This window comes from Pseudomonas sp. QD4, from assembly GCF_049199125.1.
Lineage (GTDB): Bacteria > Pseudomonadota > Gammaproteobacteria > Pseudomonadales > Pseudomonadaceae > Aquipseudomonas.
The window spans coordinates 1,544,480-1,570,031 of the sequence record NZ_JBLZOM010000002.1 but is presented as its reverse complement, the minus strand read 5'-3'; the positions used below and the strand labels follow the sequence as shown (position 1 = coordinate 1,570,031).

Below are 25,552 nucleotides of genomic sequence, written 5' to 3'. Positions count from 1 at the left end.
CCTCATCAGGGCGTACGGTGGCTGGGTCAAGACGCCCGGGTATGGCGTTCGCGCAGCTCTTGGCGTTCTTTGGCTTCGATACACAGGGTGGCGGTTGGGCGCAGCAACAGGCGCTTGAGGCCGATCGGCTCACCGGTTTCCCGGCACCAGCCATATTCGCCACGGGCCAGGTGTTCGAGGGCCTGGTCGATCTTGTCCAGCAGCTTCTTTTCCCGCTCCAGCAGGCGCAGTTGCCACTGGCGCCGCTCTTCGGCGCTGCCGATGTCTGCGGGGTCGCTGCTGGGTTCCTGTTCGCGCAGTTCGCTGAACTCGCCGGCGATGCGCTGTTGCAGGTCGGTGCGCTGCGCCAACAGCAGTTCGCGGAAGAACCCCTGCTGGGCGTCGTTCATGTAGTCGGCCTGGGGTTGGGCAAGCAGTTCTTGTTCAGTCATGGGCATCACGGATCAGGCTTTATTTGATGTTATATTATAACAATACAAATAAGCCAATCCTCTCTTGCCGAGGCTGACGAAGGGCGCGATGCTGGCGCCCTCTTGCGACGAGAACCTTGATGCCCACTTCGTTGAAATACCTGTTGCCGAGCCTGGCGCTGCTGATTGCCGGCCACGCCTGGGGTCAATTGCCGAGCACGCTGGCCAACTGCACCCGCAGTGCCAACCTGCTGGCCTGCGTGGATCCCCTGGGCAATGCCTACAGCGTCGCCACCGCGGGCAGCGACACTTACCTGCGCGGCTTCGAAGTCAGCGGCAAACGCTATTGGGCGCAGACCAACAGCCGCTATGGACAGCTGACCTTCTTCACCGGCCTCGCTTCCAACGGCGAAGCCTGGGTCGGCTACAGCCGCCGCGTGGGCTGGACCACCCTCAATCGATTCTCCAGTTCGGGCGGCAGCAAAGGCGTGTTCACCTGCAGCCGCCTCAGCGGTTGTTAAGCCTGCCAGCGCGTCAGACTCGGGCTTTTTGCTGCTCCTGCTGCCAGGCCATGTAGCTGTTGATGGGTGGGTTTTTCTGAAAGTAGCGCTGCAAGCCCTCGAACAAACCGTCGGCCACTGCCTGCTGATGCCGAGCGGTGACCAGGCGCTGGCTGTCGCGGCTGTTGGAGATGAAGCCGGTTTCCACCAGGATCGACGGAACATCCGGTGACTTGAGCACCGCGAACCCGGCCTGCTCCACGCGCTTCTGATGCAGGGTGGTGATCCCGGACAGGCTGTCGAGCACGGTGCTGCCCAATTGCAGGCTGGCGGCAATGGTGGCGTTCATCGACATGTCCAGGATCACCCCGGCCAGCATCGGATCCTTGTCCTTGAGGTTGAGCAGGCTGGTAGCCCCCAACAGGTCGGCGCCGTTTTCCCGCTGCGCCATGAAGCGCGCGGTCGCCGAGGTCGCGCCGCCTTCGGACAAGGCATACACCGAGGCGCCGGAAGCTGTCAGCCGTGGCGCGGCATCGGCGTGCACCGAGATAAACATGTCGGCCTGATGCTGACGGGCGATCTCCACGCGCTTGCGCAGCGGCACAAAGAAATCGTCGTTACGCACCAGCTTCACCGTAAAGCCCTTCTCGCGCTTGAGCCGTTTGGCCAGCAACTGGGCAATCGCCAGCACCACATCCTTCTCGCGCTCGCCCTTGGCCCCGACCGCACCCGGATCTTTGCCGCCGTGACCGGGGTCGACCACCACCATGATGTCGCGCTTGGGGTGGGCCTTGTCCGCTGCCGGCGGCCGTTGCACCAGCGGCGCACTGGCGGCGGCCACCTGCAACGGTGCCTGGCCGACGCGGCTCAAATCCAGCACCAGGCGATGCCCCTGGCCATCCTGGGGCGGCAGCAAAAAGCTGTTGAGCTGCACCGGCTCGGTCAGGTCGAGGACGATGCGCGTGTCGCCGTCACCAAAGCGCCCGGAGCGAATCGCCCGAATCACCGTATTGGCCAGGGCCAACTGACTGAAATCGCCGCTGAGCCTGGCCCCACGCAAGTCGACGATCAAACGTTGCGGCGCACTCAGGGAGAAGGTCTGGTACTGCACCGGCCCGCTGAGGTCGAGCACCAGGCGCAGTTTGTCGTCGGAGCGCCAGAGCCGCGCGTTGCGGATCTGCGTCGCAGACACCCCGAGTGGCAGGATCAGGGCCGCGCTGGCCAGCAGCAGGTTAAGCAATTGACGTCTGTGCATGACATATACCGCTGATTAAGGAGCGTCCGTACTCACGAGGCCGGTGGTAAGCCGGCTGTGGAAAAAGTTTTCATTCGCTGCATTGTTATAATATAACATGTCGAACTCTTTCCCACGATGGACCTGCTCATGAATGCGCTGACTCTGCCGGATATCGCCGCGCAGGCCGCACGCCAAGCCTTGCCCCTGGAATGGGTGGGCATGTGTGGCATTGCCTTACCTGTGTTGTTCGACGGCCAGCGGATCGGCGCCACAGCAGATGCCGGAGTCAGCCTGGATGACGGCGAGGCGCGGGGCATTCATATGTCGCGGCTGTACCTGGCGTTGGAAATGCTCGAAAACGAACCCCTCACGCCGCAGCTGATTCGCAACGTGTTGCAGCGTTTTCTCGACAGCCACCAAGGTTTGTCCCAACAAGCCTATCTGCGGATTCACGCCGATCTGTTGCTGAAACGCCCGGCCCTGGTCAGCCCATTGGCCGGTTGGAAGAGCTACCCGGTGAGCATCGAAGCGCGCCTGAAAAACACAATGTTCCACGTGGAACTAAAAATCGACGTGGCTTATTCCTCAACCTGCCCATGTTCGGCGGCGCTTTCACGGCAGTTGATTCAGCAGCAGTTTGTCGACGACTTCGCCAATCAGCCGTTGCAGCACGCCGATGTACTGGCTTGGCTTGGCTCGGCCAAAGGCATAGTCGCCACCCCTCACAGCCAACGCAGCAGCGCGCAATTGCAACTGCGCCTGGTCGACTATCTGGACCAGCTGCCGCTGATAGCCCTGATCAATGACGCCGAAACCGCCCTCGGCACCGCCGTGCAAACTGCGGTCAAACGCGCCGACGAACAAGCTTTTGCCCTGGCCAATGGACAGAATCTGATGTTCTGCGAGGACGCCGCGCGCCGCTTGCACCTGGCCCTGAAACGCTCCCCCGGGATCAATGCCTTCGCCCTGCGAGTGGTGCACGCCGAGAGCCTGCACGCCCACGATGCCGTCGCCGAAAGCCGCTACAACTGGGAGGCGGCATGATCCGCTGCCAGGCATTGCGCTGGGGTGCCCCGGGGCAGGCGCTGACTCCGGCTCTGGATCTGAACCTGCCCAAGGGCAGCCTGACCGCCATCATCGGCGCCAATGGCTCGGGCAAGAGCAGCCTGCTCAAAGTCATCGCCGGCCTGCAAAAGCCTCTGGCCGGCAAGGTCCTGCTGGAGGTTCCACGGCGTGGCGGCCTGGCGTTTCTGGCACAACAGCAGCATCTGGATCGACAGTTCCCCATCAGCTTGCAGGAGTTGGTGGCTGCCGGTTTCTGGGGCAGCAAGCTCGACGCCCAGACCCGCGCGCAGCAGTTGCACAAGGCGCTCGAAGACTGGTGCCTCGGTGGCCTGGAACAGCGGCCGTTGATGGCGCTGTCTGGCGGCGAATTGCAACGCGCCCTGCTCGCCCGGCTGAGCCTGGGCCAGGCCCCGGTGCTGTTGCTGGATGAACCCCACGCCGCGCTGGATGAGTTGGGCCAGGCCCTGCTGTGGAAACACATCCACGCCTGGCACGCCGAAGGCCGGACCCAGGTCCTGGTGTGCCATGACCTCGCCGCCGTACGCCAGCACATTCCCCAGACCCTGTTGATCAACAGCAGCGGCTGCCTGTTCGGCCCCAGCCAGCAACTGATCAAACCGCAAGCACAAGCGCAGGTGGCTTGATGGTCGTCGCCCAGCTCTGGCAACCCTTCAACGAGTTTGTGTTTATGCGCAGGGCATTGCTCGGCGGGCTGGTGCTGGCGTGCAGCACCGCACCGTTGGGCGTGTTTCTGATTCTGCGCCGCATGAGCCTGATCGGTGACGCCGTGGCCCACGGCATCTTGCCCGGCGCCGCCCTGGGCTTCTGGTTCGCCGGCTTGAGCCTGCCGGCCCTGACCCTCGGTGGACTGGGCGCTGGCTTGAGCATGGCCGGCCTCGCCGCCTGGATCACTCGCCGTACCGGCCTGCGCGAAGATGCCAGCCTCGCCGCCATCTATCCGATCTCCCTGGCCAGCGGCGTGCTGATTCTTGGTCTGGCCGGCAAGCGCCTGGACCTGTTGCACCTGCTGTTCGGTTCGGCACTGGCCGTGGACGGGCCGACCCTGAACGGCATGCTCTGGGTCAGCGGCTTCAGCCTGCTGGCCATGGCCCTTATCTATAAACCGCTGCTGCTGGACACCCTCGACCCGCTGTTCCTGCAAACCGTCAGCCGCCTCGGCCCCCTGGCCCACGGGCTGTTCCTGACGTTGGTGGTGCTCAATCTGGTGATCGGTTTCCAGGCCATCGGCGCCTTGATGGTGGTCGGCTTGATGATGCTGCCGGCCGCCGCCTCGCGTTTCTGGAGCCGGCGCCTGCCCCTGTTGATCACCCTTGCCGCCGTGCTCGGGTGCCTCTCGGTGTGGCTCGGCCTGCTGCTGTCGTTTTACTACTCGCTGCCCAGCGGCCCGGCCATCGTGCTGGTGGCTGGCGGCCTGTACCTGCTGTCCGTGGTATTCGGTCCGGTGCACGGTTTGCTGCGCCGCCCGCCTTTGCTCACATCCCAATGAGGTGTTTCCCGATGCGCGTTCTATTCGTGCTGTTCAGCCTGCTGCTGTCACTGTCGACCGCCCAGGCCGCCGACAAGCTCCAGGTGGTCACCAGTTTCAGCATCCTCTCTGACATCACCCACCAGGTGGGCGGCGACCATATCCAGATCACCAACATGGTCGGCGCCGATGCCGATGCCCACACCTACGAGCCGACCCCGGACGATGCCAAGGCCCTGCTCAAGGCCCGGTTGATCATCAAGAACGGCCTGGGTTTCGAACCCTGGCTCGATCGTCTGGTGGCCAGCACCGCGACCAAAACCCCGGTCATTACCGCCAGCCGTGGGGTGATTCCACGCGCCCTGGAAGAAGACGGCGAAACCGTGCCCGACCCCCACGCCTGGCACAACCTGGCCAACACCGAGCTGTATGTGAACAACATCACCAAGGCCCTGGCGGCAGCCGACCCGGCCAACAAGGCCGACTATGAGCGCAACAGCCAGGCCTACCTGAAACAGATCTACCGCCTGCTGGCCGAAGCCAAGGCCAAGCTCGGCTCGCTGCCGCCGGGCAATCGCAAGATCGTCACTTCCCACGATGCCTTCGGCTACCTGGGCCAGGCCTATGGCATCGACTTTATGGCGCCCCAGGGTTTGTCCACCGAGCGTGAACCGTCGGCCGCCGAAGTCGCAGCGCTGATCACCCAGATCCGCAATGCCAAGGTCAAGGCGGTGTTCATGGAAAACATCAAGGACGCACGCCTGCTGCAACAGATCGCCGAAGAGAGCGGCGCCCATATCGGCGGCACCCTGTATTCCGATGCCCTGGCCGCCACAGGTCCGGCCAGTACCTTCGCCGGGTTGTTCGAATACAACCTCAACACCCTCTACGACGCCCTGAGCCAACCATGAACCCGTGCGCCCCGCTGTCGCTGCTGGACCTGGAGCACGCCGCCCTGGGCAGTCGCTGGCCACTGAACGCAGTGCTCGATGGGCTGCCGTGGAACGACGCCGGGCTGATCGCCGCCATCGCCCAACAACACGACAGCGGCGAGGTGCTGATGCTGGCCTGGATGAACCGCCAGGCCCTGGCCCTGACTCTGGAGAGCCGTGACGTCTGCTACTGGTCGCGCTCGCGCCGGCAACTGTGGCGCAAAGGTGAAAGCTCCGGTCATCGCCAACGCCTGGTGGAGGCGCGCCTGGATTGCGACGGCGACGCCATTCTGCTGCTAGTGGAGCAACAGGGCCCGGCCTGCCACACCGGGCGCCGCAGCTGTTTTTACAACGCCGTTCGCCAAGGTGCGGTGCAGGTCATCAGTGCACCGCTTGAGGAGCCCGTTCCATGATTCGCAAAAACCCTTCCGGCGACCTGCCGTTGATTGCCGAGTCGGCCTACGTCGATAAAACCGCGATCATCTGCGGCAAGGTGGTGATCGGTGAAAACGTGTTCGTCGGCCCCTATGCGGTGATCCGCGCCGACGAAGTCAACGCCCTGGGGGAAATGGACCCGATCACCATCGGCGCCAACTCCAACATCCAGGATGGGGTGGTGATCCACTCCAAGTCCGGGGCGGCGGTGACCATCGGCGAATTCACCTCCATCGCCCACCGCTCCATCGTTCACGGCCCCTGCCAGGTGGGTGACCGGGTATTCATCGGTTTCAACAGCGTGCTGTTCAACTGCGTGGTCGGCGACGGCAGCGTGGTGCGCCACAACTCGGTGGTCGACGGTCGCGACCTGCCCGATGACTTCTACGTGCCCTCCACCACTCGCATCGGCCCCAACACCGACCTCTCGCAATTTCCCCCGGTGAGCATCAGCGCCTCGGAGTTTTCCGAGGATGTGGCGCGCACCAACGTCGATCTGGTGCGCGGCTACAAAGCCTTGCAAAACGAGTTCTGAACATGAGCCAGATCCTTATTCGCAACGCCCGCCTGGTCAACGAAGGCCGGCAGGTGGATGCCGACCTGCTGGTGCGCCGCGGCCGGATCGAGACCATCGCCAGCAGCATCAGCAATCAAAATGCCGCGCTGGAAATCGACGCCCAGGGCCAATGGCTGGTGCCAGGGATGATCGACGACCAGGTGCACTTTCGCGACCCCGGCGCACCGGACAAAGGCAGCTTCTACACCGAGTCACGGGCGGCGGTGGCCGGTGGCATCACCAGCTTCATGGACATGCCCAACACCCAGCCGCCGACCCTGAGCCTGTCCGCGCTGGAAGACAAACAGCGGCGTGCGGCGATCAATTCGGTGGCCAACTACGGCTTTCACTTTGGGGTCAGCCAGCACAACCTCGACACCGTGGCCGCTCTCGACCCGAGCCTGGTGGCCGGGGTCAAAGTCTTCATGGGCGCCTCCACCGGCAACATGCTGGTGGACGATCCACAGGTGCTGGAGCGCTTGTTCGCCGAAGTCCCGACCCTGCTCCTGGCCCATTGCGAACATACCCCCAGCATCCAGGCCAACGAACACCTGTGGCGCGAGCGCTATGGCGAGCAGATTGGTCCTGGCGCCCACCCGCTGATCCGCGACGCCGAGGCCTGCTATCGCTCCTCGTCCCTGGCGGTGGAACTGGCCCGGCGTCACGGCACCCGTCTGCACGTGCTGCACCTGACCAGCGCCCGGGAACTGGCATTGTTCGAGGACAAGCCCCTGGCCGAGAAACGCATCAGCGCCGAGGTCTGCCTGCACCACCTGCTGTTCGATGATCGCGACTATGCGCAGCTGGGCAACCTGATCAAGTGCAACCCGGCGATCAAGACCCAGGCCGACCGCGACGCCCTGCGCCAAGCCCTGCTCACTCAGCGGCTGGACGTGATCGGCAGCGACCACGCGCCCCACACCTGGGCGCAAAAACAGCTGCCGTACCACGCCGCACCCAGCGGCCTGCCGTTGGTGCAGCACGCCCTGCCCGCGCTGCTGGAACTGGTGGCCGATGGCGTCTTGCCGCTGACCACCCTGGTGGAAAAAACCAGCCACCGGGTCGCCGACCTGTTCGCCATCCCCGATCGAGGCTACCTGCGCGAAGGCTACTGGGCCGACCTGGTACTGATCCAGCCCGAGCCCGACGGCAAGGCCGTGGACCGCCAGCAGATCCTCGCCCAATGCGGCTGGACCCCGTTCGCCGGGCGCAGTTTTCGCCACAGCATCGCGACCACGCTGGTCTCCGGACAACTGGCCTGGCACGGCGAACGCCTGTACGACGGCTGCCAGGGATTGCCGTTGCGCTTCAATCGCTGAGCCGCGCCCCCTGTCTTTTTGCAGTCGTTTTTTACACCTCCAAGGACCGCCACAGATGATCCGCATCATCCTGCCCGATGGCTCGCACCGTGAGTACAACCAGCCGTTGTCCGTGTTCGAGGTGGCTGCCAGCATCGGCGTCGGCCTGGCCAAGGCGGCCGTCGCCGGTCGCGTCGACGGCCGCCTGGTGGACTGCACCCACCTGCTGGAGCAGGACGCCAGCGTGAGCATCGTCACCGGCCGTGATCCCGAGGGCCTTCAGATTCTGCGGCACTCTTGCGCCCATCTACTGGCGATGGCGGTCAAGCAGTTGTACCCCTCGGCGCAGGTCGGCATCGGCCCGGTGATCGACGACGGCTTCTTCTACGACTTCGCCCATGACCGGCCGTTTACCCCCGACGACCTGGCGCTGATCGAGGCCCGCATGCGCAGCCTCGCCGCCACCAATCACAGCCTGCGTCGCCGCGAGTTATCCCGCGCCAATGCCTTGGCATACTTCAGCGCCCTGGGTGAGTCCTACAAAGTCGAGCTGATCCGCGCCCTCCCCGAGGCCGAGGTGCTCTCGCTGTACCGCCAGGGCGATTTTGAAGACCTGTGCCGCGGGCCCCATGTGCGCTCCACCGGCATCCTCCAGGCCTTCAAGCTGACCAAGGTCGCCGGGGCCTACTGGCGCGGCGACGCAGGCAATGCACCGATGCAGCGGATCTACGGCACCTGCTGGGCGCAGCACAAAGACCTCGACGCCTACCTGTTGCGCGTCGAAGAAGCCGGCAAGCGCGACCACCGCAAGCTCGGGCAGCAGTTGGACCTGTTCCATTTCGACGACTGCGCGCCGGGCTCGGTGTTCTGGCATGCCAAGGGCTGGGCGCTGTTCCAGCAGTTGCTGGGGTACATGCGCGCACGTCAGGAGCGGGCCGGTTACCAGGAGGTCAACACCCCGGACGTGATGGACCGCAGCCTCTGGGAAGTTTCCGGGCACTGGCAGAACTACCGCGACCATATGTTCACCTCGCGCACCGAGGACGATCGGGTGCTGGCCCTCAAACCGATGAATTGCCCGGGGGCGCTGTCGATTTTCGGCCATGGCCTCAAGAGCTACCGCGACCTGCCACTGCGCATCGCCGAGTTCGGCAAGGTGCATCGCTACGAACCCTCCGGCTCGTTGCACGGCCTGCTGCGGGTGCGGCACTTCACCCAGGACGACGCGCATATCTTCTGCACCGTGGCGCAGATGCAGGCCGAATGCGAGGCCACCATCGCCCTGGTATTCGACATCTATCGCGACTTCGGTTTCGACGATATCCAGGTCAAACTCTCGACCCGGCCGGCCGAGCGCATTGGCAGCGATGAGGTCTGGGACCAGTTGGAAGGCGCACTGTCCGGGGCGCTGGCGAACATGGCGATCGACTATCAGCTCAACCCGGGCGAAGGCGCGTTCTACGGGCCCAAGCTGGAGTTCGTGCTGCGCGACGCCATTGGCCGCGACTGGCAATGCGGCACGCTGCAGGTCGACCTCAACCTGCCGCGGCGTTTCGATATCGGCTACATCGACGAGGGCGGCGAACGTCGGCAGCCGGTGATGTTGCACCGTGCGCTGTTTGGTTCACTGGAGCGTTTTATCGGGATCCTGCTGGAGCACTACGGCGGCGCCCTGCCGTGCTGGCTGGCGCCGCAACAAGCGGTGGTGCTGAATATCAGCGAAGGCCAGGCGCAGTATGCGCAAGCCGTTACCGACGCCCTGCGCCAGCGCGGACTGCGCGCCAGTGCCGACCTGCGCAACCAGAAGATCAGCTACAAAATCCGCGAGCACAGCCAACAGAAAGTGCCCTACCTGCTGGTGGTGGGCGACAAGGAAAAGGACGGAGGCTTCGTCAGCCTGCGCAGCCGCAACGGCGAAGACCTCGGGCGTCTGACCCTGCCCGAGGCCATTGAAAAAATAGCGGCCTTGTAAGCGGGCCGCCGAGGTCGGTCAGGTAGACGTTAATTGTTGCGCAGGGCCCGCGCAGCCTCGTGCCTCGGCGGCGGCTACAGGGCTCAGGCCCGTGGTTTGACTGTGCCGCAGTCCTGCCCCAGCCAGACGGCACGGGTGTCCATGCTGCCCTTTTGCTGGATCCCGGTGGCATTGAAGGTGCCGAGGACATTGGTGGTGAATTCACGATCGCTGAGGAACTTGGCAACGCCGGTGCCCTGGGCTTTCGGGCAGTTGAAGCGGAACTTCCACTGGTTGCCGGTCCGGTCGGTGACCTCCTGCTTGCAGCCCGATTGCGGGTCTGTCAGCGGGATGCTGTCCGATTGCACCTGAGCCTGGGTCAGGCACACCCGGATCCCCTTGCCGCCCATGGTCACGCCCTGTTTCTCCAGCATGGCCCGTTGTTCCGGGGTCATCTGCTGCTGCAACTGGCCAAGAATCAACGACAGGTCCGGCAGGTTCTGATCATCAACCTTCATGTTGCTGCTGGTCAGTTCCCATAGCCCGGGCTGCAGCATCTGCGCCTGAGCGGCCAGCGGAAGTGCAACACCCATCACCATGGCCAAACCCAGTAAACGACGTTTCATCGAGAAGCTCCTAGACAGTAGTGGCCGTTAGACGTCAAAAATCGACTTGCGTTGCATGGCCAATTAAATAGCGACATTCGCCGTGGAACATGGTCTGTTACGCATTGAGTCTTCAGGAGCAAGGCTGCCCCATGGATTATTTCGGTCCGCATATCTTCGGTTATTTGATCGCACTGTTGCACTTCCTCGGATTGATCGCCGCCATCCACGCGGTGCTGACCGTGCGTACGGCCCAAGGCGCGATTGCCTGGGCACTGTCGCTGATGTTCATCCCCTACCTGACCCTGATCCCCTACCTGGTTTTTGGCCGCAGCACCTTCGACGCGTACATCAAGGCGCGACGCCAGGCCAACCTGGAAATGCGCAAAGCCATCAACGAACTGAACTGGCGTCCCTGGATCGAAGAGGCCCTCAGCGCCCGCGCCTCCGCCGCCTATGCGTCGCTGCGGGCGATGCCCAAGCTGGGGCGCATGCCGTGTCTGGCGAGCAATCAATTGCAGTTGTTGATCAATGGTGACGCCACCTTCGCGGCGATTTTCGATGCCATCAGCCGGGCACGGACGGCGGTGCTGATCCAGTTCTTCATCATCCATGACGACGATCTGGGGCGCCGCCTGCAAAGCCTGCTGCTGAAGAAAGCCGCCGAAGGCGTGGCCATTCACCTGCTGTACGACCGCATCGGCAGCCATTCGCTGCCCCATGCCTATGTGCAGACCCTGCGCGACGCCGGGGTCGAAGTGCACGCTTTCGCCACCCGTAGCGGCTGGCTCAATCGTTTTCAGGTCAACTTCCGTAATCACCGCAAGATTGTCGTGGTCGACGGGCTGCTGGGGTTTGTCGGCGGGCATAACGTGGGGGACGAGTACCTGGGCAAAAAATCGCCCCTGGCACCGTGGCGCGATACCCACGTGCAAGTCAGCGGCCCGGTGGTGGCCTGCCTGCAGGAGTCGTTCGCCGAAGACTGGTACTGGGCCTCGCGGCAATTGCCGCCGCTGATCCTGCCGGACACCTACCCCGATGAAGGGGTGCTGTGCCAGGTCCTGGCCAGCGGCCCGGCCGACCCTTATGAGACCTGCTCGCTGTTCTTTGTCGAGGCGATCCACGCCGCCACCGAGCGGGTGTGGATTACCAGCCCGTACTTCATCCCCGACGAAGCCGTATTCGCCGCATTGCGCCTGGCGGCCCTGCGCGGAGTCGATGTGCGCATCCTGCTGCCCTCACGGCCCGACCACCGCATTGTCTACGCCGCCTCCAGCCTGTACGCCTTCGAAGCGGTGCGGGCCGGGGTGCGGGTGTTCCGTTATCAGCCGGGGTTCCTGCATCAGAAAGTGGTGCTGGTGGACAACGAGATCAGCGCCATCGGCAGCGCCAACCTGGACAACCGCTCGTTCCGGCTCAATTTTGAGGTGATGCTGCTGACCGTCGACCAAGCGTTCGCCGCTGAGGTCGAAAGCATGCTGATCGCCGATTTCGCCCAGGCCCACGAGATCGCCCAGGAAGAAAGCCGGGAAACCCACCGCCTGCAACAACTGGGCATGCGGGTCGCCCGTCTTATCTCACCGATCCTCTAACGCTCAGGGGTAGTAGAGGTCGTCACGGGTCCAGGGCAGCTCATGGCTGCCATCGGCCCGGGCCTTGACCGCAAGGATCTGGTGCAGATTGATCCAACCCCGGGCGAACGCATAGGCGCAGCCGGCCAGGTACAGGCGCCAGATCCGCAGGGCCTGTTCAGGCACCAGCTTGCCGGCGGCCTCCAGGTTGTCTTCCAGGCGCTCGCTCCAGTGGTCCAGGGTCCGCGCGTAATGCAGGCGCAGGCTTTCGACGTCGACCACTTCCAGGCCGGCCTCGCTGATCTCGGCCGAGATCATCGCCAGGTGCGGCAACTCGCCATTGGGGAATACATAACGTTCGATAAAGTCCCCGGCCCCACGTCCGACCGGACGGCCGTCGGTGTGCTTGGCGGTGATGCCGTGGTTCATCACCAGACCGCCTTCACGCACCGCGCCGAACAGGGTCTTGCAGTACTGGGCCAGGTTGGCGTGGCCGACGTGCTCGAACATGCCGACGCTGACCACCTTGTCGAAGCGCCCGTCCTGGGGCAGATCGCGGTAGTCGAGCAGTTGCAGCTCGACCTGGTCTTCCAGGCCTTCGGCGATCACTCGCTCGCGGGCCAGGGCCAACTGTTCCTTGCTCAGGGTGATGCCGAAAACCTTGACCCCGAATTCCCGCGCCGCATAGCGCGCCAGGCCCCCCCAGCCGCAGCCGACATCCAGCAGATACTCGCCGGGCTGCAGGCGCAGCTTGCGGCACAGATGGCGGAATTTGGCTTGCTGAGCTTGTTCGAGGGTTTCGCTGCCAGTCTCGAAATAGGCGCAGGAATAGGCCATGTCACTGTCGAGCCAGAGCTGGTAGAACGCGTTGGACAGGTCGTAGTGGTAGGAAATGGCGGCGGCATCGGTGGCCTTGTCATGCTCGGCGCGGGCCGGCTGCACAGCGTCGTCCTCGTCCAGCAGGGCCTGGCTCCACTCGTCACACACTCGGATCACGTCGCTGATCGAGCCCTCGAGCTCCAGCTTGCCTTCAACGAAGGCACCCCCCAGCAGGTCCAGGCTGGGGTGGGTGAATTGGGCAACCAATTGCGGGTCCTTGACCACAATAGTGACGCTGGGGGCTGGCCCCAGATTGAACTCGTGGCCATCCCAGAGCCGCAAACGAAGCGGTAGATGCAGATTCTGTAAGGCCGGTGGAAGTTGCGCGAGCATGGAATAACCCCCTGGTTTCAGACGTCTGAAATGAGGGTAGACCATCAGCGAAAATTAGCAGGCTATCGATCTGATAGCCGGTTTCTATAAGACTCGACGCGGCAAACCGCCATCAAGTACCCGAAATTCCCGCCAATGATCACCTGAAAAGCCACGCCCTCTGGACAGAGGACGTCGTGCAGTTCGGCAAAGTTCCAAGCGCCGCAGCCGCCTGCCCCTTAGAGTTTGAGCAGCGGCTCCTGGAAGCGCAGCAAGCGCCCGGCGTTACCCAGCACCAGCAACGTGCTGAGGTTGTGCAGCACTGCCGCAATCATCGCCCCTGCCGCACCGAGCCAGCCGAACGCGGCAAAGGCGACAATGGCCAGGGTCCAGCCCAGGCCGATGATCACATTGACCTGCAAGGTCTGCCGGCATTGCCGGCTCAAGCGCACACAGGTGCCGAGGCGCCGCAGGTCGCTGCCGATCAGCACCACATCCGCCGAAGCCAGGGCGATATCGGCACCGCCCGCGCCCATGGCCACGCCGACCACGCCGGCCTTGAGTGCCAGGGAATCGTTGATCCCGTCCCCCACCACCATCGGCCGGAAGCCGCTGTCGATCTCTTGCAGCACCCGGTTGAGTTTGTCTTCGGGCAAGGCCTGGGCTTGCACATCGCGGATCCCCACCTCCAGCGCCAGGCTGTCGGCCACGCTCTGTCGGTCGCCGGTCAGCAGCAACTGGCGGCCCAGGCCCAACTCACGCAGTTCATCGAGGGCCGCGCGCGCTTCGGGTTTGACGCTGTCTGCCAGCAGCAGCCAGGCCAGAAACTCCCCATTCAAGGCCAGTCCGGCAATCGGACCGTCATGGCCCGGCACCGGGGTGGTGCTGATGCCCAACTGCTCGAACAGCTCGGGGCGACCCAGGGCTGCTTCGCCTTCAAGGGTTTGCGCCACCACGCCCAGCCCCTGGCGCTCACGAATATCGCTCAGGGCCTGGAGCTGTTCCTGGCCCACCAACCCGGCCAAGGCGCGGCTTACCGGGTGGCTGCTGGCGGAACCGAGGCTGGCCGCCAGGCTGAGCAATGCGCCGTGGTCTGCCTGCGGGCTGTCGATGGACTGCAAGCGCAGGGTGCCGTAAGTCAGAGTCCCGGTCTTGTCCACCACCAGCGACGTCAGGTCGGCCAACTCCTCGAGGAAAGCCGAGCTGCGGATCAATATGCCGTGGCGTGCCGCCACCGCGATCCCGGCAATGGCCGTGGCCGGGGCCGACAGCACCAGCGCACAAGGGCAGGCCGCCACCAGCACCGCGAGCATGGCCTGCGCGTCGTTGGTGACAAACCAGGTCACCGCCGCCAGCAGCAACACCAGCACCATATAGCTGCCGGCATAACGCTCCAGCAGACGGGTGATGGGCGGCTTGGAACGTTCGGCGCTTTGCATCAGGGCGATGACCTTGCCCAGGGTCGACTCATTGCCGGTGCGGGTGACTTCCAGGCGCAACAAGCCATCGAGATTGATCGCCCCGCCAAATACCAAGGTGCCGACGCTGGCCTCCAGCGGCACCGACTCACCGGTAATCGGCGCGGTGTCCAGGCTCGCCTGCCCGGACAACACCAGGCCATCGGCCGGCACCCGGTCGCCGGCGCGCACCTCCACGATATCGCCGGCCTTGAGGATCGAGTTATCCACTTCGCGCACACTGCCATCGGCCTGCACCAGGCGTGCATGACTGCGGGTCAGGCGCCCCAGGGCATGGATCGCTTCCTGGGAGCCGATGACGCTGCGCTCTTCCAGCACATGGCCGAAGATCATGATGATCGGCAGCAGCGCCGCCGTCAGCAGGTCGCCGGTCGCCCAGGCACCGAGCATGGCCAAGGCGATCAGTTGATCGGTGATGCCGTGCAGGCTCGGGTAGCGCAGGCTGTACCAGGCCGAACGCATCACCGGCACCGCTACCAGCAACGAGGCCACACCCAGCAGCAATTGGCTGACACCCTCCTGCTCCGGCGCCAGCCAGCGCCAGGCCAGGCCCAGGCCGAGCAAGCCCAGGGCCAGCATGGCCAGGGTCAGTTGCCGGGCGGCACTGCGTTGTTCGACGGAAGTCAGCATGCTCGCGGGCGGAGCGGCATGAGTGTGTGCGGTCATTGTTCGGCTCCCTGAATGATCAGGCGGGAATCATCTTTAGGGTTGACCGTGGTCACCGAGGCGGCCTGGCCGAGAATCTTCGGCAGGCGCTCGCGGTAGATCCGCAGCAGCATCTCCGGGTCGGTGCCCTGCTGCTGGGCCACCGCCAGGCTCTGGATGGTCGCGGTGTCGGCCTGGGCCTTGGCCAGCCGTTCGCCGGCTTGGGCGTGGGCCACTTGCAACGCCCGGTCGGCCTGTTCGTTGGCACCCTGGGTGAGTTTTTCGGTGTCGGTGCGGGCATTGGCCACGGCTTTGTCAGCCTGCTGGCTGGCCGTCAGCACCGCATTGAAGGCGCTGACGGCGGGCCCGGGCAGGCTCGATTGCACATCGACCCGGGTCACTTCGATACCGATGCCCTGACCGGTGGCGGTCAACTCTGTCAGGCGCTGGTTGATGCCCTGCACCAGATCACCGCGCAATCGCTCGCGGCGTTCGGCGGCCAGGTTGTCGGCACCGATCAGTTCCGGCCGCGCGACCAGGATAGTGTCCAGGTCGCGGGCGGCGGTCAGGGCCACGGCGCTGCGGGTCACCAGCCGGTCGAGGGCCGGCAGCACGTGTTCGCCCTGCAAGACAAAGGCGTAAGGCTCGTTGACCTTGTAGAACACCCGCACATCCAGTTGCACCACCCCGGCATCGCCGGTCAGCAGGTAACCGGACCCGGCCAGGGTATCGCTCAGGGGCGTGGCAAAACTGGCGACCCGGTCGCCTTGCAACGCCGCATCGGAGCGCAACAGGCTGGTCACCCGACGCTCGATCACCCGATCGGCCGCTGGTAGCAATACCACCTGCTCAAAGGGACGCGGCCAGGCCAGGAGCAGCCCGGCATTTTGAATCCGTTCCAGAGCACCAAAGTGCACGACCACCGCGCGGTTTTGCGGATCGATTTGCCGCACGTTGGAAAACGCCCAGGCCACTGCCGCGAGGATGGTGACGCCGTACAGCGCCAGAAACGCCAGGCGGCCGGCCTGAATCCAGGGGCTGGCCAGTTCATTTGTTCCACGTGGAACCTTATCGCTCATGGCTGCGACCCGGGCGCTTTGTTGCCCAGGCTCGGCGGCCCATCCACCAACACCCGGAACGGCGCCGCATCGGTGCGCAAAATCAGCTTGGTTCCGGGGGTGACCACCGTGCCCAAGGTGTCCAGGGAGCGCAGCAGGTTGTACAGCTGGGGCGAACCGGCGTAGGCGCGGCCATAAATCTGCGCCGCTTCAACCCGCGACTGAGCTTCGATATCGGCCGCTTTCACTGTGGCGTCGGCCTGCACCATGCGCGCTTCGCGCTCGGCAGCGGAGCGAATCTGCGCCGCTTCGCGCTTGCCGATGGCGGTGCGTTCGGTGGCGATGGTTTCACGCTCGGCGCGCATGCGATCCACGGTGGCGGTCAGGGTCACCGAGGGCAAGGTCAGGCGTTCGACCCCGACCTGCAACACCCGCACGCCGTAGGTACTGAGCAATTGCTGCTCGATCTGCTTGCGCAACTGCGCCTCGAAGTCGGCGATCTGCACGTTGCTCGCGTCAGTGTTGATCAGGTTGGCCAGATCAAAACTGCTGGCGGTGGTCTCCAGTGCCGAGCCGACAAAGGTGCGAATCTGCCGCGCCGCCTCATCCGGCTGGTTTTGCACCGCGCGCATAAAGCGCTTCACGTTTTCCGGGTCACCTTGCACCTGCCACGCCACATAGGCCTGGACGATGATGCGCAAGCCATCGCGGGTGCCCACATCCTGCAAACCGCTGGAGGTGGTACGCAGCCGCAGGTCGACCGGAATCGCCGCCTCGAACGGTGCCGGCCAGCGCCACCCCAGGCCCGGGTCGAGCAACACCCGGGCCGGGTTGCCGAAGCGGGTGATCACCGTCGCCTCGCCGGAGCGCACTTGCACCAGGCTCGCGGCAGCCAGTGCAAACAGCACCAGCAACAGCGCCCAGCCCATGCGCCGCCAAGGGAAAGGCCCCGCCTCTGCCGGCTCGCCATGATGATGGTGGTGGTGCCCGTGATGGTGACCGCCATGACTGTGAGCGTGACCGGGGTGATCGTCGTGATGCTCGTGGGTAGGGGAAGACTGGCTCACTGGGCGGCTCCTGGCTGAGCGGTTTTACGCGGCACCGAAAGCTCGGTCGGTAGAGTGAAAGGACGCAGGTCAATGGTCGGCGCGCTGTCGCCGCCCAGACGGTGATCGAGAATCAGCAACTTGGCGTGCGCCAGGCCCTGGGTCAGTTGGCTCAGGTACTGCTCCAGCACAAACGCCTGGCCGGCGCTGGCATAGGCCTTCTGCTCGGCAGTGAAACGCAGGTCGGCAGCCTGGGCCGCAGCCTGCACTTCATGGGCCGTGGCCTGGGCCTGATCGCGCACCACACTGGCTTGCAAATGAGCCTGGTTGGTCTGCTCACTGGCCGCACCCCGCTCCCGGGAAATCAGCGCCTGGGCGCCGATCTGCGCAGCCTGAACGCCGTGATAGGCATTGGCAGCGCCAGCCGGTGGATGAATGGCTTCGACCACGGTGGCGAGGATTTCCACCCCGCTGTCGAGCTGCGCCAGGTCGGCCTGCACCGCGCGCCCGATATCATCGGCCAGATTGCCGCGGTCTGCGCCCAGCAGGCCATCGAGGGTCCGCGAAGCAAAGTCATGGACCAGCACCCGGCTGGCCGTGCTGCGGATCAGGGTCGGCACATCGGCGCTGTTATAGGTGGCCGCGAGCGCTGACTTGTCGTCCAGGCCGATACGGTAGACAAACCGCACGTCCATGTTGACGATCTGGAAGCTCTGCTTGTCGCCACTGCCACTGGCAATCACCTGGGACTTGTCGTTGACGTGGCTCGCGTCCCACAGCCGATTGGCGACCACGGGCGCCGGGCCTTCCGCCGGCTCGGCCTGGGCCGGTGGCGCGGCCTCGCCGACGCTGGTGGCCAACTCGTGCACCACGCCGTTTTCCACACTCAGCAACCGCCCCAGCGGCCAGGGCAGCCCGGCATGCAGGCCAGGCCCGAACACCGCCACCGGTTTGCCGAAACGCTCATAAATGCCGCGATTGTGGAGGGATATTTCATGAATGCCGGTCAATAGCCAACCCACAGCGGCCACCACCAACGCCACCGGCAGCAACGCCCGACGCATATAGGTAAATGCCCAGATCTGCCGCAGGTCGATGCCAAAGCGGTTGTGCAGCTCGTGTTGCAGGGCTCGCAGCGGTTGCGGTGGCCAGCGCAGCATATCGGCGACCACGCTGTGGGCCAGCAGCCGGGGCTCCAGGCGCGCGCGATGGGGGCTGAACAGGGACAACAGCGCCCGCAGCAGCAGTTCAACCGCCACCAACCCAGGCAACGCGCCCAGCAGCACCGCCAGACGCACCGGCCAGACAGCGGATTCGCCGGCAAACAACAGGCACAGCGCGCCCAGCATCAGGCAGATGATTGCCACCCGCGCCAGCTGCGCCAAGGCCCCGGCCTCCGGCCATTCAGCGGGGTGTTCCTGGGCCAGTTGCCGCTCGAATACCAGCAGGGCGAACGCCAGCAACAAGGCCAGGACCGCGCCCACACTGGCGGACACACCGAGGGCCGCGCCTGGCAACTCCAGGTTCCAGAACTGCTTGATGGCCCACAGCGCCAACAAGGCGCCGGCCGCCAGCCCCAAGGTCGGCGCGCCGATCTGCGATAACAGCCCACGACCACGCCGACCCACGCCTTCGAGCAAACGCTCGTAGGCGGCAGGGGTTGCCGCGTCAGGAGGAGTGGTCTGTTGAACAATCAGGGGCGGTGCGTTTTCCATCCCCTCGGCACGCCAATGCGCCACCCACCAGGCCGATTGCAGGCCGCAGACCAGCACCGTCAGTGCCGCCGCCAGGTTCATCAGCAGCACCGGCCAGATCGACTGCGTTGCAAACAGCACCACAAACAACGCCAGCACCATCGCACTCGCTGCGACTGCGGCCAGGCCACCCCCCCAGCGTTTCAAGCGGCGAGCGTGAAACCCCGCGCGCTGAAACCGTGGCAAGGCCTGGACGCCCTCCCCTTCAGCATCAAGATCGACTTGCATACCACCCCAACAGGTACAGTTGTTCAAACTGGGCCTGTGGATAATTTCCAGGCCGCTGAAATCGAAACAATTGGTTACTATATAACAATAGTAGTGAAATTTTTGTCACGCCCTATGCCTTTTCGTCTGTGCGGTGCGTCAAAAAATCACTAGGCAACCCGGGGCCTCAAGGGAAGTACTGATGTCGGCGCCCCGGGATTTATGGCAATAATCCAACCCGGCTTCCCCAGCGTGACAAGGAACTGTCCCACCATGCTCTCGATTTATCAGCTCAAACCGCGCTTTCAGAACCTGCTGCGGCCTCTGGTACAGCGTCTTTACGACAACGGCACCACCGCCAACCAGATCACCGTGCTGGCCGGGCTGGTCTCGGTGCTGGTGGGCGTGGTGATCGCCTGTTTCGCCAGCCACCTGTGGCTGTTCGCCCTGATCCCCCTGTGGATGATCCTGCGCATGGCGTTGAACGCCATCGACGGCATGCTGGCCCGGGAGTTCGGCCAGCAATCGCGCCTCGGCGCCTACCTCAATGAACTGTGCGACATCGTTGCCGATTGCGCGCTGATCCTGCCGTTTGCCGTGATCCCCGGCGTCAGCCTGCTGCTGGTGCTGGCGGTCACGCTGTTGGCGCTGTTCAGCGAATACGCCGGCGTGCTCGGGCCGATGGTCGGCGCCACCCGGCGTTACGACGGGCCAATGGGCAAAAGCGATCGGGCGTTCATCCTCGGCGTCATGGCCACCGGCATTGCCCTGGGCTGGCTCGCCGCCGCCTGGATCAACGGCGTCCTGGCGATCGTCGCCGCACTGCTGCTTTACACCCTTGTGAACCGGGTCCGCCAGGGCCTTAAAGAAGTGCAGAACAACGCTCCCTCAGCATAAGGAAATTGCAATGCGCGATGCTCAACACCAGACGTTCACTACCCACGATGGCGTAGAACTGTTTTACCGGCACTGGCCAGCCACTGCCGCCACACCCGGCGAGCCGCGCCAGGCCGTGCTGTTGTTCCACCGCGGTCACGAACACTCCGGACGCATCGCCCACCTGGTGGACGAACTGGACCTGCCCGGCTTCGACTTCTTCGCCTGGGACGCCCGTGGCCATGGCCAGTCCCCGGGTGCACGGGGCGACAGCCCGAGTTTCGCCACCAGCGCGCGAGACGTGCAGACCTTTTGCGATCACTTGAACGCCACCTACCAGATCGACGAAGAGAACATCGCGGTCGTCGCCCAGAGTGTCGGCGCGGTCATCGTCTCGACCTGGGTCCACGACTACGCGCCACGCATCCGTTCCCTGGTGCTCGCGTCGCCGGCGTTCAAGGTCAAGCTCTACGTGCCCTTTGCCCGCAGCGGCCTGGCCCTGATGCGCAAGTTTCGCGGCAATTTCTTCGTCAACAGCTACGTCAAGGCGCGCTTTCTCAGCCATGACCCGGAACGCGTCGCGTCCTATGACAGCGACCCGCTGATCACCAAGGCGATTTCGGTCAACGTCTTGCTCGGCCTGTATGAGGCTGCCGATCGCGTGGTGGCCGACGCCCAGGCAATCCAGGTGCCGACCCAACTGCTGATTTCCGGCGCCGACTTCGTGGTGCACCGCAAACCCCAGGAGCAGTTCTTCGAGCGCCTGGGCAGTCTGCACAAGGAAAAACACATCCTGCCGGGCTTCTTCCACGACACCCTGGGCGAGAAGAACCGCGCCCCTGCGGTCGCCAGCGCACGACGCTTTATCCTGCAGACGTTCGCCCAGCCCCTGGACCGCCCTTCCCTGCTCGATGCCGATCGCCTGGGCGCTACCTGTGCCGAATCCGAATCCCTGGCCGCGCCGCTGCCGCACAACTCGCCCCGTGACCTGTACTGGCGCATGACCCGCGCCAGCATGCGCCTGGGCAGCCAGCTGTCGGCCGGGGTCAAGCTGGGCTTCGACACCGGTTTCGATTCCGGCAGCACCCTGGACTACGTGTACCGCAACAAACCCACCGGCACGTCGGCCCTGGGCCGCATGATCGACCAGAACTACCTCAACTCCATCGGCTGGCGCGGCATCCGCCAACGCAAGCTGAACGTCGAGGAGCTGCTGCGCCTGGCCATGGGCAAGCTGCGCGAACAGAACAGCGAAGTGCGCATCGTCGACATCGCCGCCGGTCACGGGCGTTACATTCTCGAAGCCCTGCAAGGGGTCAGCCCGCTGCCGGAATCGATCCTGCTGCGCGACTACAGCGACATCAACGTGCGCGACGGCAGTGCGCTGATCGGCGAGAAAGGCCTGGGCCAGACCGCCCGCTTCGTCAAAGGCGATGCCTTCGACCGTGCCGACCTCGCGGCACTCGACCCGAAACCGACCCTGGCGGTGGTCTCTGGCCTGTACGAGCTGTTCGCCGACAACCAGATGGTCGGCGGTTCGCTGTCCGGCCTGGCCGAGGCCGTGGAACCCGGCGGTTACCTGGTGTACACCGGGCAGCCGTGGCACCCGCAGCTGGAACTGATCGCCCGCGCCCTGACCAGCCACCGCCAGGGCCAGGCCTGGGTCATGCGCCGCCGGACCCAGGCGGAGATGGACCAACTGGTGGAAGCCGCCGGTTTCCGCAAAGTGACCATGCGCGTCGATGAGTGGGGCATTTTCAGCGTGTCCCTGGCCCAACGGGTGCAATGATGACCCACGCCGCAACGCCGGGCCGCGAGCCCGGCTTGCTGAAACCCGCGGTGCTCTGGTTGTTGCTGCTGGCACCGCTGTTTTTCAGCACCTACGGTTTCGCCACCTGGTACACCTCCCAGCGTGACGATGTCGGCAGCCTGGTGTTCGGCTGGGAAAGCCATATGCCGTTCTGGGCCTGGACCATCGTGCCCTACTGGTCCATCGACCTGCTGTACGGCCTGTCCCTGTTGCTGCCCAACAGCCGCGAAGAACTCAAGCGCCACGCCCTGCGCCTGCTGACGGCGCAGTTGATCGCGGTCAGTTGCTTCCTGCTCTGGCCGTTGAGCTTCACCTTTGCCCGGCCGGAGCTGGACGGGGTGTTTGGCTGGATGTTCGAGGTCCTGGCCGGGTTCGACAAACCGTTCAACCAGGCACCGTCGCTGCATATCGCCCTGCTGGTGATCCTCTGGGTCTGCTATCAACGGCATAGCCAAGGGATGTGGCGCTGGCTGGTGCACGGCTGGTTCGCGCTGATCGGGGTCTCGGTACTCACCACTTATCAACACCACTTTGTCGACTTGCCCACAGGCGCCCTGGCCGGCTGGCTGTGCGTCTGGCTCTGGCCCCTGGACCGACCCAGCCCGCTGCTGCGCCTCAAGCCCACCCAGGACCCCAAGCGCTGGCAACTGGCCGTGCGCTACGGGATTGCCGCGGCGCTGCTGGGCTACCCCGCCCTGACCCTGGGCGGCACCTGGCTATGGCTGGTGTGGCCGGCCGTGGCCTTGCTGCTGGTGGCCCTGAACTACGCCCTGATTGGCGCCGAAGGCTTCCAAAAACGCGCGGACGGGCGCTTGACCGCCGCCGCGCGCTGGCTGCTGGCGCCGTACCTGGCGGCGGCCTGGATCAATTCTCGGCTGTGGACGCGCAAGCATCCACAGCCGGACCAGGTTGTGGATAACGTCTGGCTGGGGCGGATTCCGACCCCGGCCGAGCTGCGGGACAGTCCATTCAGCGCGGTGGTCGACCTGTGCGCCGAGCTGTCCCTGGATGCCCGGCACCTGGCCTACCGCTCGATCCCTGTACTCGACCTGACCGCGCCCAGCCCCGAACAGTGCCTGTCCGCCGCACAGGCCATCGAGAGCCTGCGCCAGCACGGACCGCTGCTGGTGTGCTGCGCCCTGGGTTACTCCCGCAGCGCCACCGCCATCGCCGCCTGGCTGCTGCACACCGGGCGCGCGGCCAACGTCGATGCCGCTATCGTGCAGATTCAGCGCGCGCGGCCGCAGATCGTCCTGCACCCGGCGCACCGTCAGGCCCTGGAGCAGTTATCCACAGTCGCGGGTGCGGTTTATGGCCACTGACATGCAATTGCACGCGGTGGCCAGCCTGTTGCGCCGCGGGCGCAGCCTGGATCAGTTATCCACAGGGCTGAGCCTGTTCGGTGTCGCCCTGGGGCTCAGCCCCTGGTGGCTGGCAACTTTCAATCCATGGCTGCTGTGTTTCGGGGTGACCCTGTTGGTGGTGGGCCTGCTGGAAAAATACTGGGCGCTGCGCGTGGCCTTCGATGCCGACCTGTTTCAACGGGTTGCCGACGACCCACAGCCACTGGCCGAGCGTACCCAGGCGCTGGACCTGGCCCTCAGCGCGCTGGGCCTGCAACCCGCCGCACGCGCTGGCCGGCCCTGGCCCGAACGTACCCATGGTGCCCTGGGGCTGTTGCGCCGCCAGGCTCTGCTGCTCGCTGTACAAGTTTTGCTGACATTGGGCTTCATCCTGGCCAGCCCCTGGCTGGCCTTTGCCGGATAAGGAATTCTCATGTTCGAACCCGTGGTCTCCACCCTCATCACCTCTGCCGCGCGCAGCATCACCGGGGCCCGCAGCCTGTGGCTCGGCTGCGCGCCGGAAGCGACCCAGCGCATCTACTTCGCCAACCACAGCAGCCACGGCGATTTCGTGCTGCTCTGGGCCTCGTTGCCGCCGGCCCTGCGCAAATTGACGCGACCGGTGGCCGGCTCCGACTACTGGCAAAAGAGCACCCTGCGCCGCTACATCATCAACCGCGTGTTCAACGGCGTGCTGATCGACCGCGAGCGCAAAGAGCCTGTGGATAACCCCTTGCAGCCCATGCTCGATGCCCTGGAGAACGGTGATTCGCTGATCATCTTCCCCGAAGGCACGCGTAACCTCGAAGACGGCCTGCTGCCGTTCAAGAGCGGGATCTACCACCTGGCAAAAAGTTACCCACAGGCGCAATTGATCCCGGTGTGGATCGCCAACCTGAACCGGGTCATGCCCAAGGGCCGGTTCCTGCCGCTGCCGCTGTTATGCACCACCAGTTTCGGCGCCCCGCTGAACCTTGAAGAAGGTGAAAGCAAAGAGCACTTCCTTGAACGCAGCCGCGAAGCGCTGCTGGCCCTGGCCCCGGAGCATTCCTGACATGGATAAGCAAACCCTGATGTTGTTCGGCGGCATCGGTGCCATTTTGGTGCTGGCCTCGCTGATCGGTTTCATCCTCAAGCTGCGCACCCGCGGCACGCCCAACTCGGTGATCGACAACCTCAACGCGCGGATCAACGCCTGGTGGGTGATGGTGGTGGTGATCGGCCTGGCCTTCTGGCTCGGCACCAGCGCGGTGATCCTGCTGTTCTACGCGGTGTCGTTCTACGCCCTGCGTGAATTCCTGACCCTGACCCCGACCCGGCGCAGCGACTACCCGGCGCTGGTGGCGGCATTCTACCTGGCGCTGCCCCTGCAATACCTGCTGATCTACTCGGACTGGTACGGGCTGTTTTCGATCTTTATCCCGGTCTACGTGTTCCTCCTGCTGCCGATCCTGGCGTCCCTGGGCGGCGACACCACGCACTTCCTGGAGCGCGCCTCCAAGGTCCAGTGGGGCTTGATGATCGCAGTGTTCTGCGTGTCGTTCGTGCCGGCCCTGCTGACCCTCGATATCGCCGGCTATGAGGGCCGCAACCTGCTGCTGATCGCCTACCTGGTGATCGTCGTGCAGCTGTCGGACGTGCTGCAGTACGTCTGTGGAAAACTCTTCGGCAAACGCAAGATCGCGCCCAACCTGTCACCGTCCAAGACGGTGGAAGGCTTTGTCGGCGGCATCCTGCTGGCCTCGCTGATCGGCGGCGCGCTGTTCTGGATCACCCCGTTCAACATCTGGCAGTCGTTCCTGATCGCCCTGCTGATCAACCTGCTGGGCTTCGCCGGTGGCATCGTCATGTCGGCCATCAAGCGCGACCGTGGGGTCAAGGACTGGGGGCACATGATCGAAGGCCACGGCGGCATGCTCGATCGCCTGGATTCGGTGTGTTTCGCCGCGCCGATCTTCTTCCACCTGGTGCGCTACTGGTGGACCTGAGGTAACGACGCGCTATCGCTCGGGCGGGGGCATCGACCTCCCCCGAGCAACCTCCCTCCTGCTCTCCCCGCCTTCCTTCCTCGAAACCCGGCCCTTGACCAGCAGGCTTT

The 25,552-nt window shown here is 64.6% G+C and carries 24 protein-coding genes; 16 read left to right on the top strand and 8 right to left on the bottom strand.

Annotated features, from left to right (window positions below; all coding sequences use genetic code 11):
* Positions 1–26: 26 nt before the first annotated feature.
* Positions 27–431: an RNA polymerase-binding protein DksA gene (dksA, locus tag ACOZJV_RS18225; RefSeq protein ID WP_078470579.1), complete on the bottom strand. Its 405-nt coding sequence runs from the start codon at positions 429–431 to the stop codon at positions 27–29.
* Between the two features lie 119 nt (positions 432–550).
* On the opposite strand from dksA, the gene ACOZJV_RS18220 reads away from it, so the two are divergent.
* The gene (locus ACOZJV_RS18220; RefSeq protein WP_421548178.1) at positions 551–931 is read left to right on the top strand and encodes a glutamine synthetase; all 381 of its coding nucleotides are present in this window, start codon (positions 551–553) and stop codon (positions 929–931) included.
* Positions 932–944: 13 nt separating this feature from the next.
* Here ACOZJV_RS18220 and ACOZJV_RS18215 read toward each other — a convergent pair whose 3' ends face one another.
* Positions 945–2,165: an N-acetylmuramoyl-L-alanine amidase gene (locus ACOZJV_RS18215; protein WP_043228421.1), complete on the bottom strand. Its 1,221-nt coding sequence runs from the start codon at positions 2,163–2,165 to the stop codon at positions 945–947.
* 129 nt (positions 2,166–2,294) lie between these two features.
* Here ACOZJV_RS18215 and folE2 point away from each other — a divergent pair, with 129 nt between their 5' ends.
* The 8 genes from folE2 to thrS are packed head-to-tail and all read left to right on the top strand — an operon-like array spanning position 2,295 to position 9,891.
* Positions 2,295–3,191: a GTP cyclohydrolase FolE2 gene (gene folE2 / locus ACOZJV_RS18210; protein ID WP_421548177.1), complete on the top strand. Its 897-nt coding sequence runs from the start codon at positions 2,295–2,297 to the stop codon at positions 3,189–3,191.
* Positions 3,188–3,856, top strand: a complete 669-nt coding sequence (locus ACOZJV_RS18205; RefSeq protein WP_421548176.1) for a metal ABC transporter ATP-binding protein — start codon at positions 3,188–3,190, stop codon at positions 3,854–3,856. The genes folE2 and ACOZJV_RS18205 overlap by 4 nt, the downstream gene beginning before the upstream one ends.
* Positions 3,856–4,719, top strand: coding sequence for a metal ABC transporter permease (locus ACOZJV_RS18200; protein ID WP_201128653.1), 864 nt, complete (start codon positions 3,856–3,858; stop codon positions 4,717–4,719). Before ACOZJV_RS18205 ends, ACOZJV_RS18200 begins: the two co-directional genes overlap by 1 nt.
* An 11-nt stretch (positions 4,720–4,730) precedes the next feature.
* A complete protein-coding gene (locus ACOZJV_RS18195; RefSeq protein WP_421548175.1) occupies positions 4,731–5,609 on the top strand; it encodes a metal ABC transporter substrate-binding protein in 879 nt (292 codons plus the stop codon).
* The gene (gene hisI / locus ACOZJV_RS18190; RefSeq protein ID WP_421548174.1) at positions 5,606–6,043 is read left to right on the top strand and encodes a phosphoribosyl-AMP cyclohydrolase; all 438 of its coding nucleotides are present in this window, start codon (positions 5,606–5,608) and stop codon (positions 6,041–6,043) included. The genes ACOZJV_RS18195 and hisI overlap by 4 nt, the downstream gene beginning before the upstream one ends.
* Positions 6,040–6,600, top strand: a complete 561-nt coding sequence (locus ACOZJV_RS18185) for a carbonate dehydratase (RefSeq protein WP_421548173.1) — start codon at positions 6,040–6,042, stop codon at positions 6,598–6,600. The genes hisI and ACOZJV_RS18185 overlap by 4 nt, the downstream gene beginning before the upstream one ends.
* A gap of 2 nt (positions 6,601–6,602) precedes the next feature.
* Complete coding sequence (locus ACOZJV_RS18180) at positions 6,603–7,940, top strand: dihydroorotase (protein WP_421548172.1); 1,338 nt, start codon at positions 6,603–6,605, stop codon at positions 7,938–7,940.
* 55 nt (positions 7,941–7,995) lie between these two features.
* Positions 7,996–9,891 (top strand): threonine--tRNA ligase, encoded by a 1,896-nt coding sequence (gene thrS / locus ACOZJV_RS18175; protein WP_421548171.1) that lies wholly within the window; start codon positions 7,996–7,998, stop codon positions 9,889–9,891.
* A gap of 83 nt (positions 9,892–9,974) precedes the next feature.
* Here the strand turns inward: thrS and ACOZJV_RS18170 are convergent, their stop codons facing one another.
* Positions 9,975–10,496 carry a DUF3617 domain-containing protein gene (locus ACOZJV_RS18170; RefSeq protein ID WP_421548170.1) on the bottom strand — a complete coding sequence of 174 codons (522 nt, stop codon included), beginning with the start codon at positions 10,494–10,496 and terminating at the stop codon, positions 9,975–9,977.
* Positions 10,497–10,627: 131 nt separating this feature from the next.
* On the opposite strand from ACOZJV_RS18170, the gene cls reads away from it, so the two are divergent.
* Positions 10,628–12,067, top strand: a complete 1,440-nt coding sequence (cls, locus tag ACOZJV_RS18165) for a cardiolipin synthase (protein WP_078470363.1) — start codon at positions 10,628–10,630, stop codon at positions 12,065–12,067.
* A gap of 3 nt (positions 12,068–12,070) precedes the next feature.
* Here the strand turns inward: cls and cfaB are convergent, their stop codons facing one another.
* The 5 genes from cfaB to hflK (ACOZJV_RS18140) form a co-directional block, all read right to left on the bottom strand.
* A complete protein-coding gene (gene cfaB / locus ACOZJV_RS18160) occupies positions 12,071–13,258 on the bottom strand; it encodes a C17 cyclopropane fatty acid synthase CfaB (protein ID WP_078470362.1) in 1,188 nt (395 codons plus the stop codon).
* Positions 13,259–13,476: 218 nt separating this feature from the next.
* On the bottom strand, positions 13,477–15,381 hold the full coding sequence (locus ACOZJV_RS18155; RefSeq protein WP_421548169.1) for a cation-translocating P-type ATPase: 1,905 nt from the start codon (positions 15,379–15,381) through the stop codon (positions 13,477–13,479).
* Positions 15,378–16,439, bottom strand: coding sequence for a protease modulator HflK (hflK, locus tag ACOZJV_RS18150; protein ID WP_421548168.1), 1,062 nt, complete (start codon positions 16,437–16,439; stop codon positions 15,378–15,380). Before hflK (ACOZJV_RS18150) ends, ACOZJV_RS18155 begins: the two co-directional genes overlap by 4 nt.
* The gene (gene hflC / locus ACOZJV_RS18145; protein WP_078470359.1) at positions 16,436–17,485 is read right to left on the bottom strand and encodes a protease modulator HflC; all 1,050 of its coding nucleotides are present in this window, start codon (positions 17,483–17,485) and stop codon (positions 16,436–16,438) included. The genes hflK (ACOZJV_RS18150) and hflC overlap by 4 nt, the downstream gene beginning before the upstream one ends.
* Complete coding sequence (hflK, locus tag ACOZJV_RS18140; RefSeq protein WP_421548167.1) at positions 17,482–19,446, bottom strand: protease modulator HflK; 1,965 nt, start codon at positions 19,444–19,446, stop codon at positions 17,482–17,484. Before hflK (ACOZJV_RS18140) ends, hflC begins: the two co-directional genes overlap by 4 nt.
* Positions 19,447–19,698: 252 nt before the next feature.
* On the opposite strand from hflK (ACOZJV_RS18140), the gene ACOZJV_RS18135 reads away from it, so the two are divergent.
* The 6 genes from ACOZJV_RS18135 to ACOZJV_RS18110 are packed head-to-tail and all read left to right on the top strand — an operon-like array spanning position 19,699 to position 25,442.
* Positions 19,699–20,322, top strand: a complete 624-nt coding sequence (locus tag ACOZJV_RS18135) for a CDP-alcohol phosphatidyltransferase family protein (protein WP_078470357.1) — start codon at positions 19,699–19,701, stop codon at positions 20,320–20,322.
* Positions 20,323–20,332: 10 nt separating this feature from the next.
* Entirely contained in the window at positions 20,333–22,090 is a 1,758-nt protein-coding gene (locus tag ACOZJV_RS18130; protein WP_421548166.1) for a bifunctional alpha/beta hydrolase/class I SAM-dependent methyltransferase, read from the top strand.
* Positions 22,090–23,433 carry a phosphatase PAP2/dual specificity phosphatase family protein gene (locus ACOZJV_RS18125; protein WP_421548165.1) on the top strand — a complete coding sequence of 448 codons (1,344 nt, stop codon included), beginning with the start codon at positions 22,090–22,092 and terminating at the stop codon, positions 23,431–23,433. Before ACOZJV_RS18130 ends, ACOZJV_RS18125 begins: the two co-directional genes overlap by 1 nt.
* Entirely contained in the window at positions 23,423–23,878 is a 456-nt protein-coding gene (locus ACOZJV_RS18120) for a hypothetical protein (RefSeq protein ID WP_421548164.1), read from the top strand. Before ACOZJV_RS18125 ends, ACOZJV_RS18120 begins: the two co-directional genes overlap by 11 nt.
* A 9-nt stretch (positions 23,879–23,887) precedes the next feature.
* Positions 23,888–24,508: a lysophospholipid acyltransferase family protein gene (locus ACOZJV_RS18115; protein WP_421548163.1), complete on the top strand. Its 621-nt coding sequence runs from the start codon at positions 23,888–23,890 to the stop codon at positions 24,506–24,508.
* A gap of 1 nt (position 24,509) precedes the next feature.
* Complete coding sequence (locus tag ACOZJV_RS18110; protein ID WP_020294910.1) at positions 24,510–25,442, top strand: phosphatidate cytidylyltransferase; 933 nt, start codon at positions 24,510–24,512, stop codon at positions 25,440–25,442.
* The last annotated feature ends 110 nt before the right edge of the window (positions 25,443–25,552 follow it).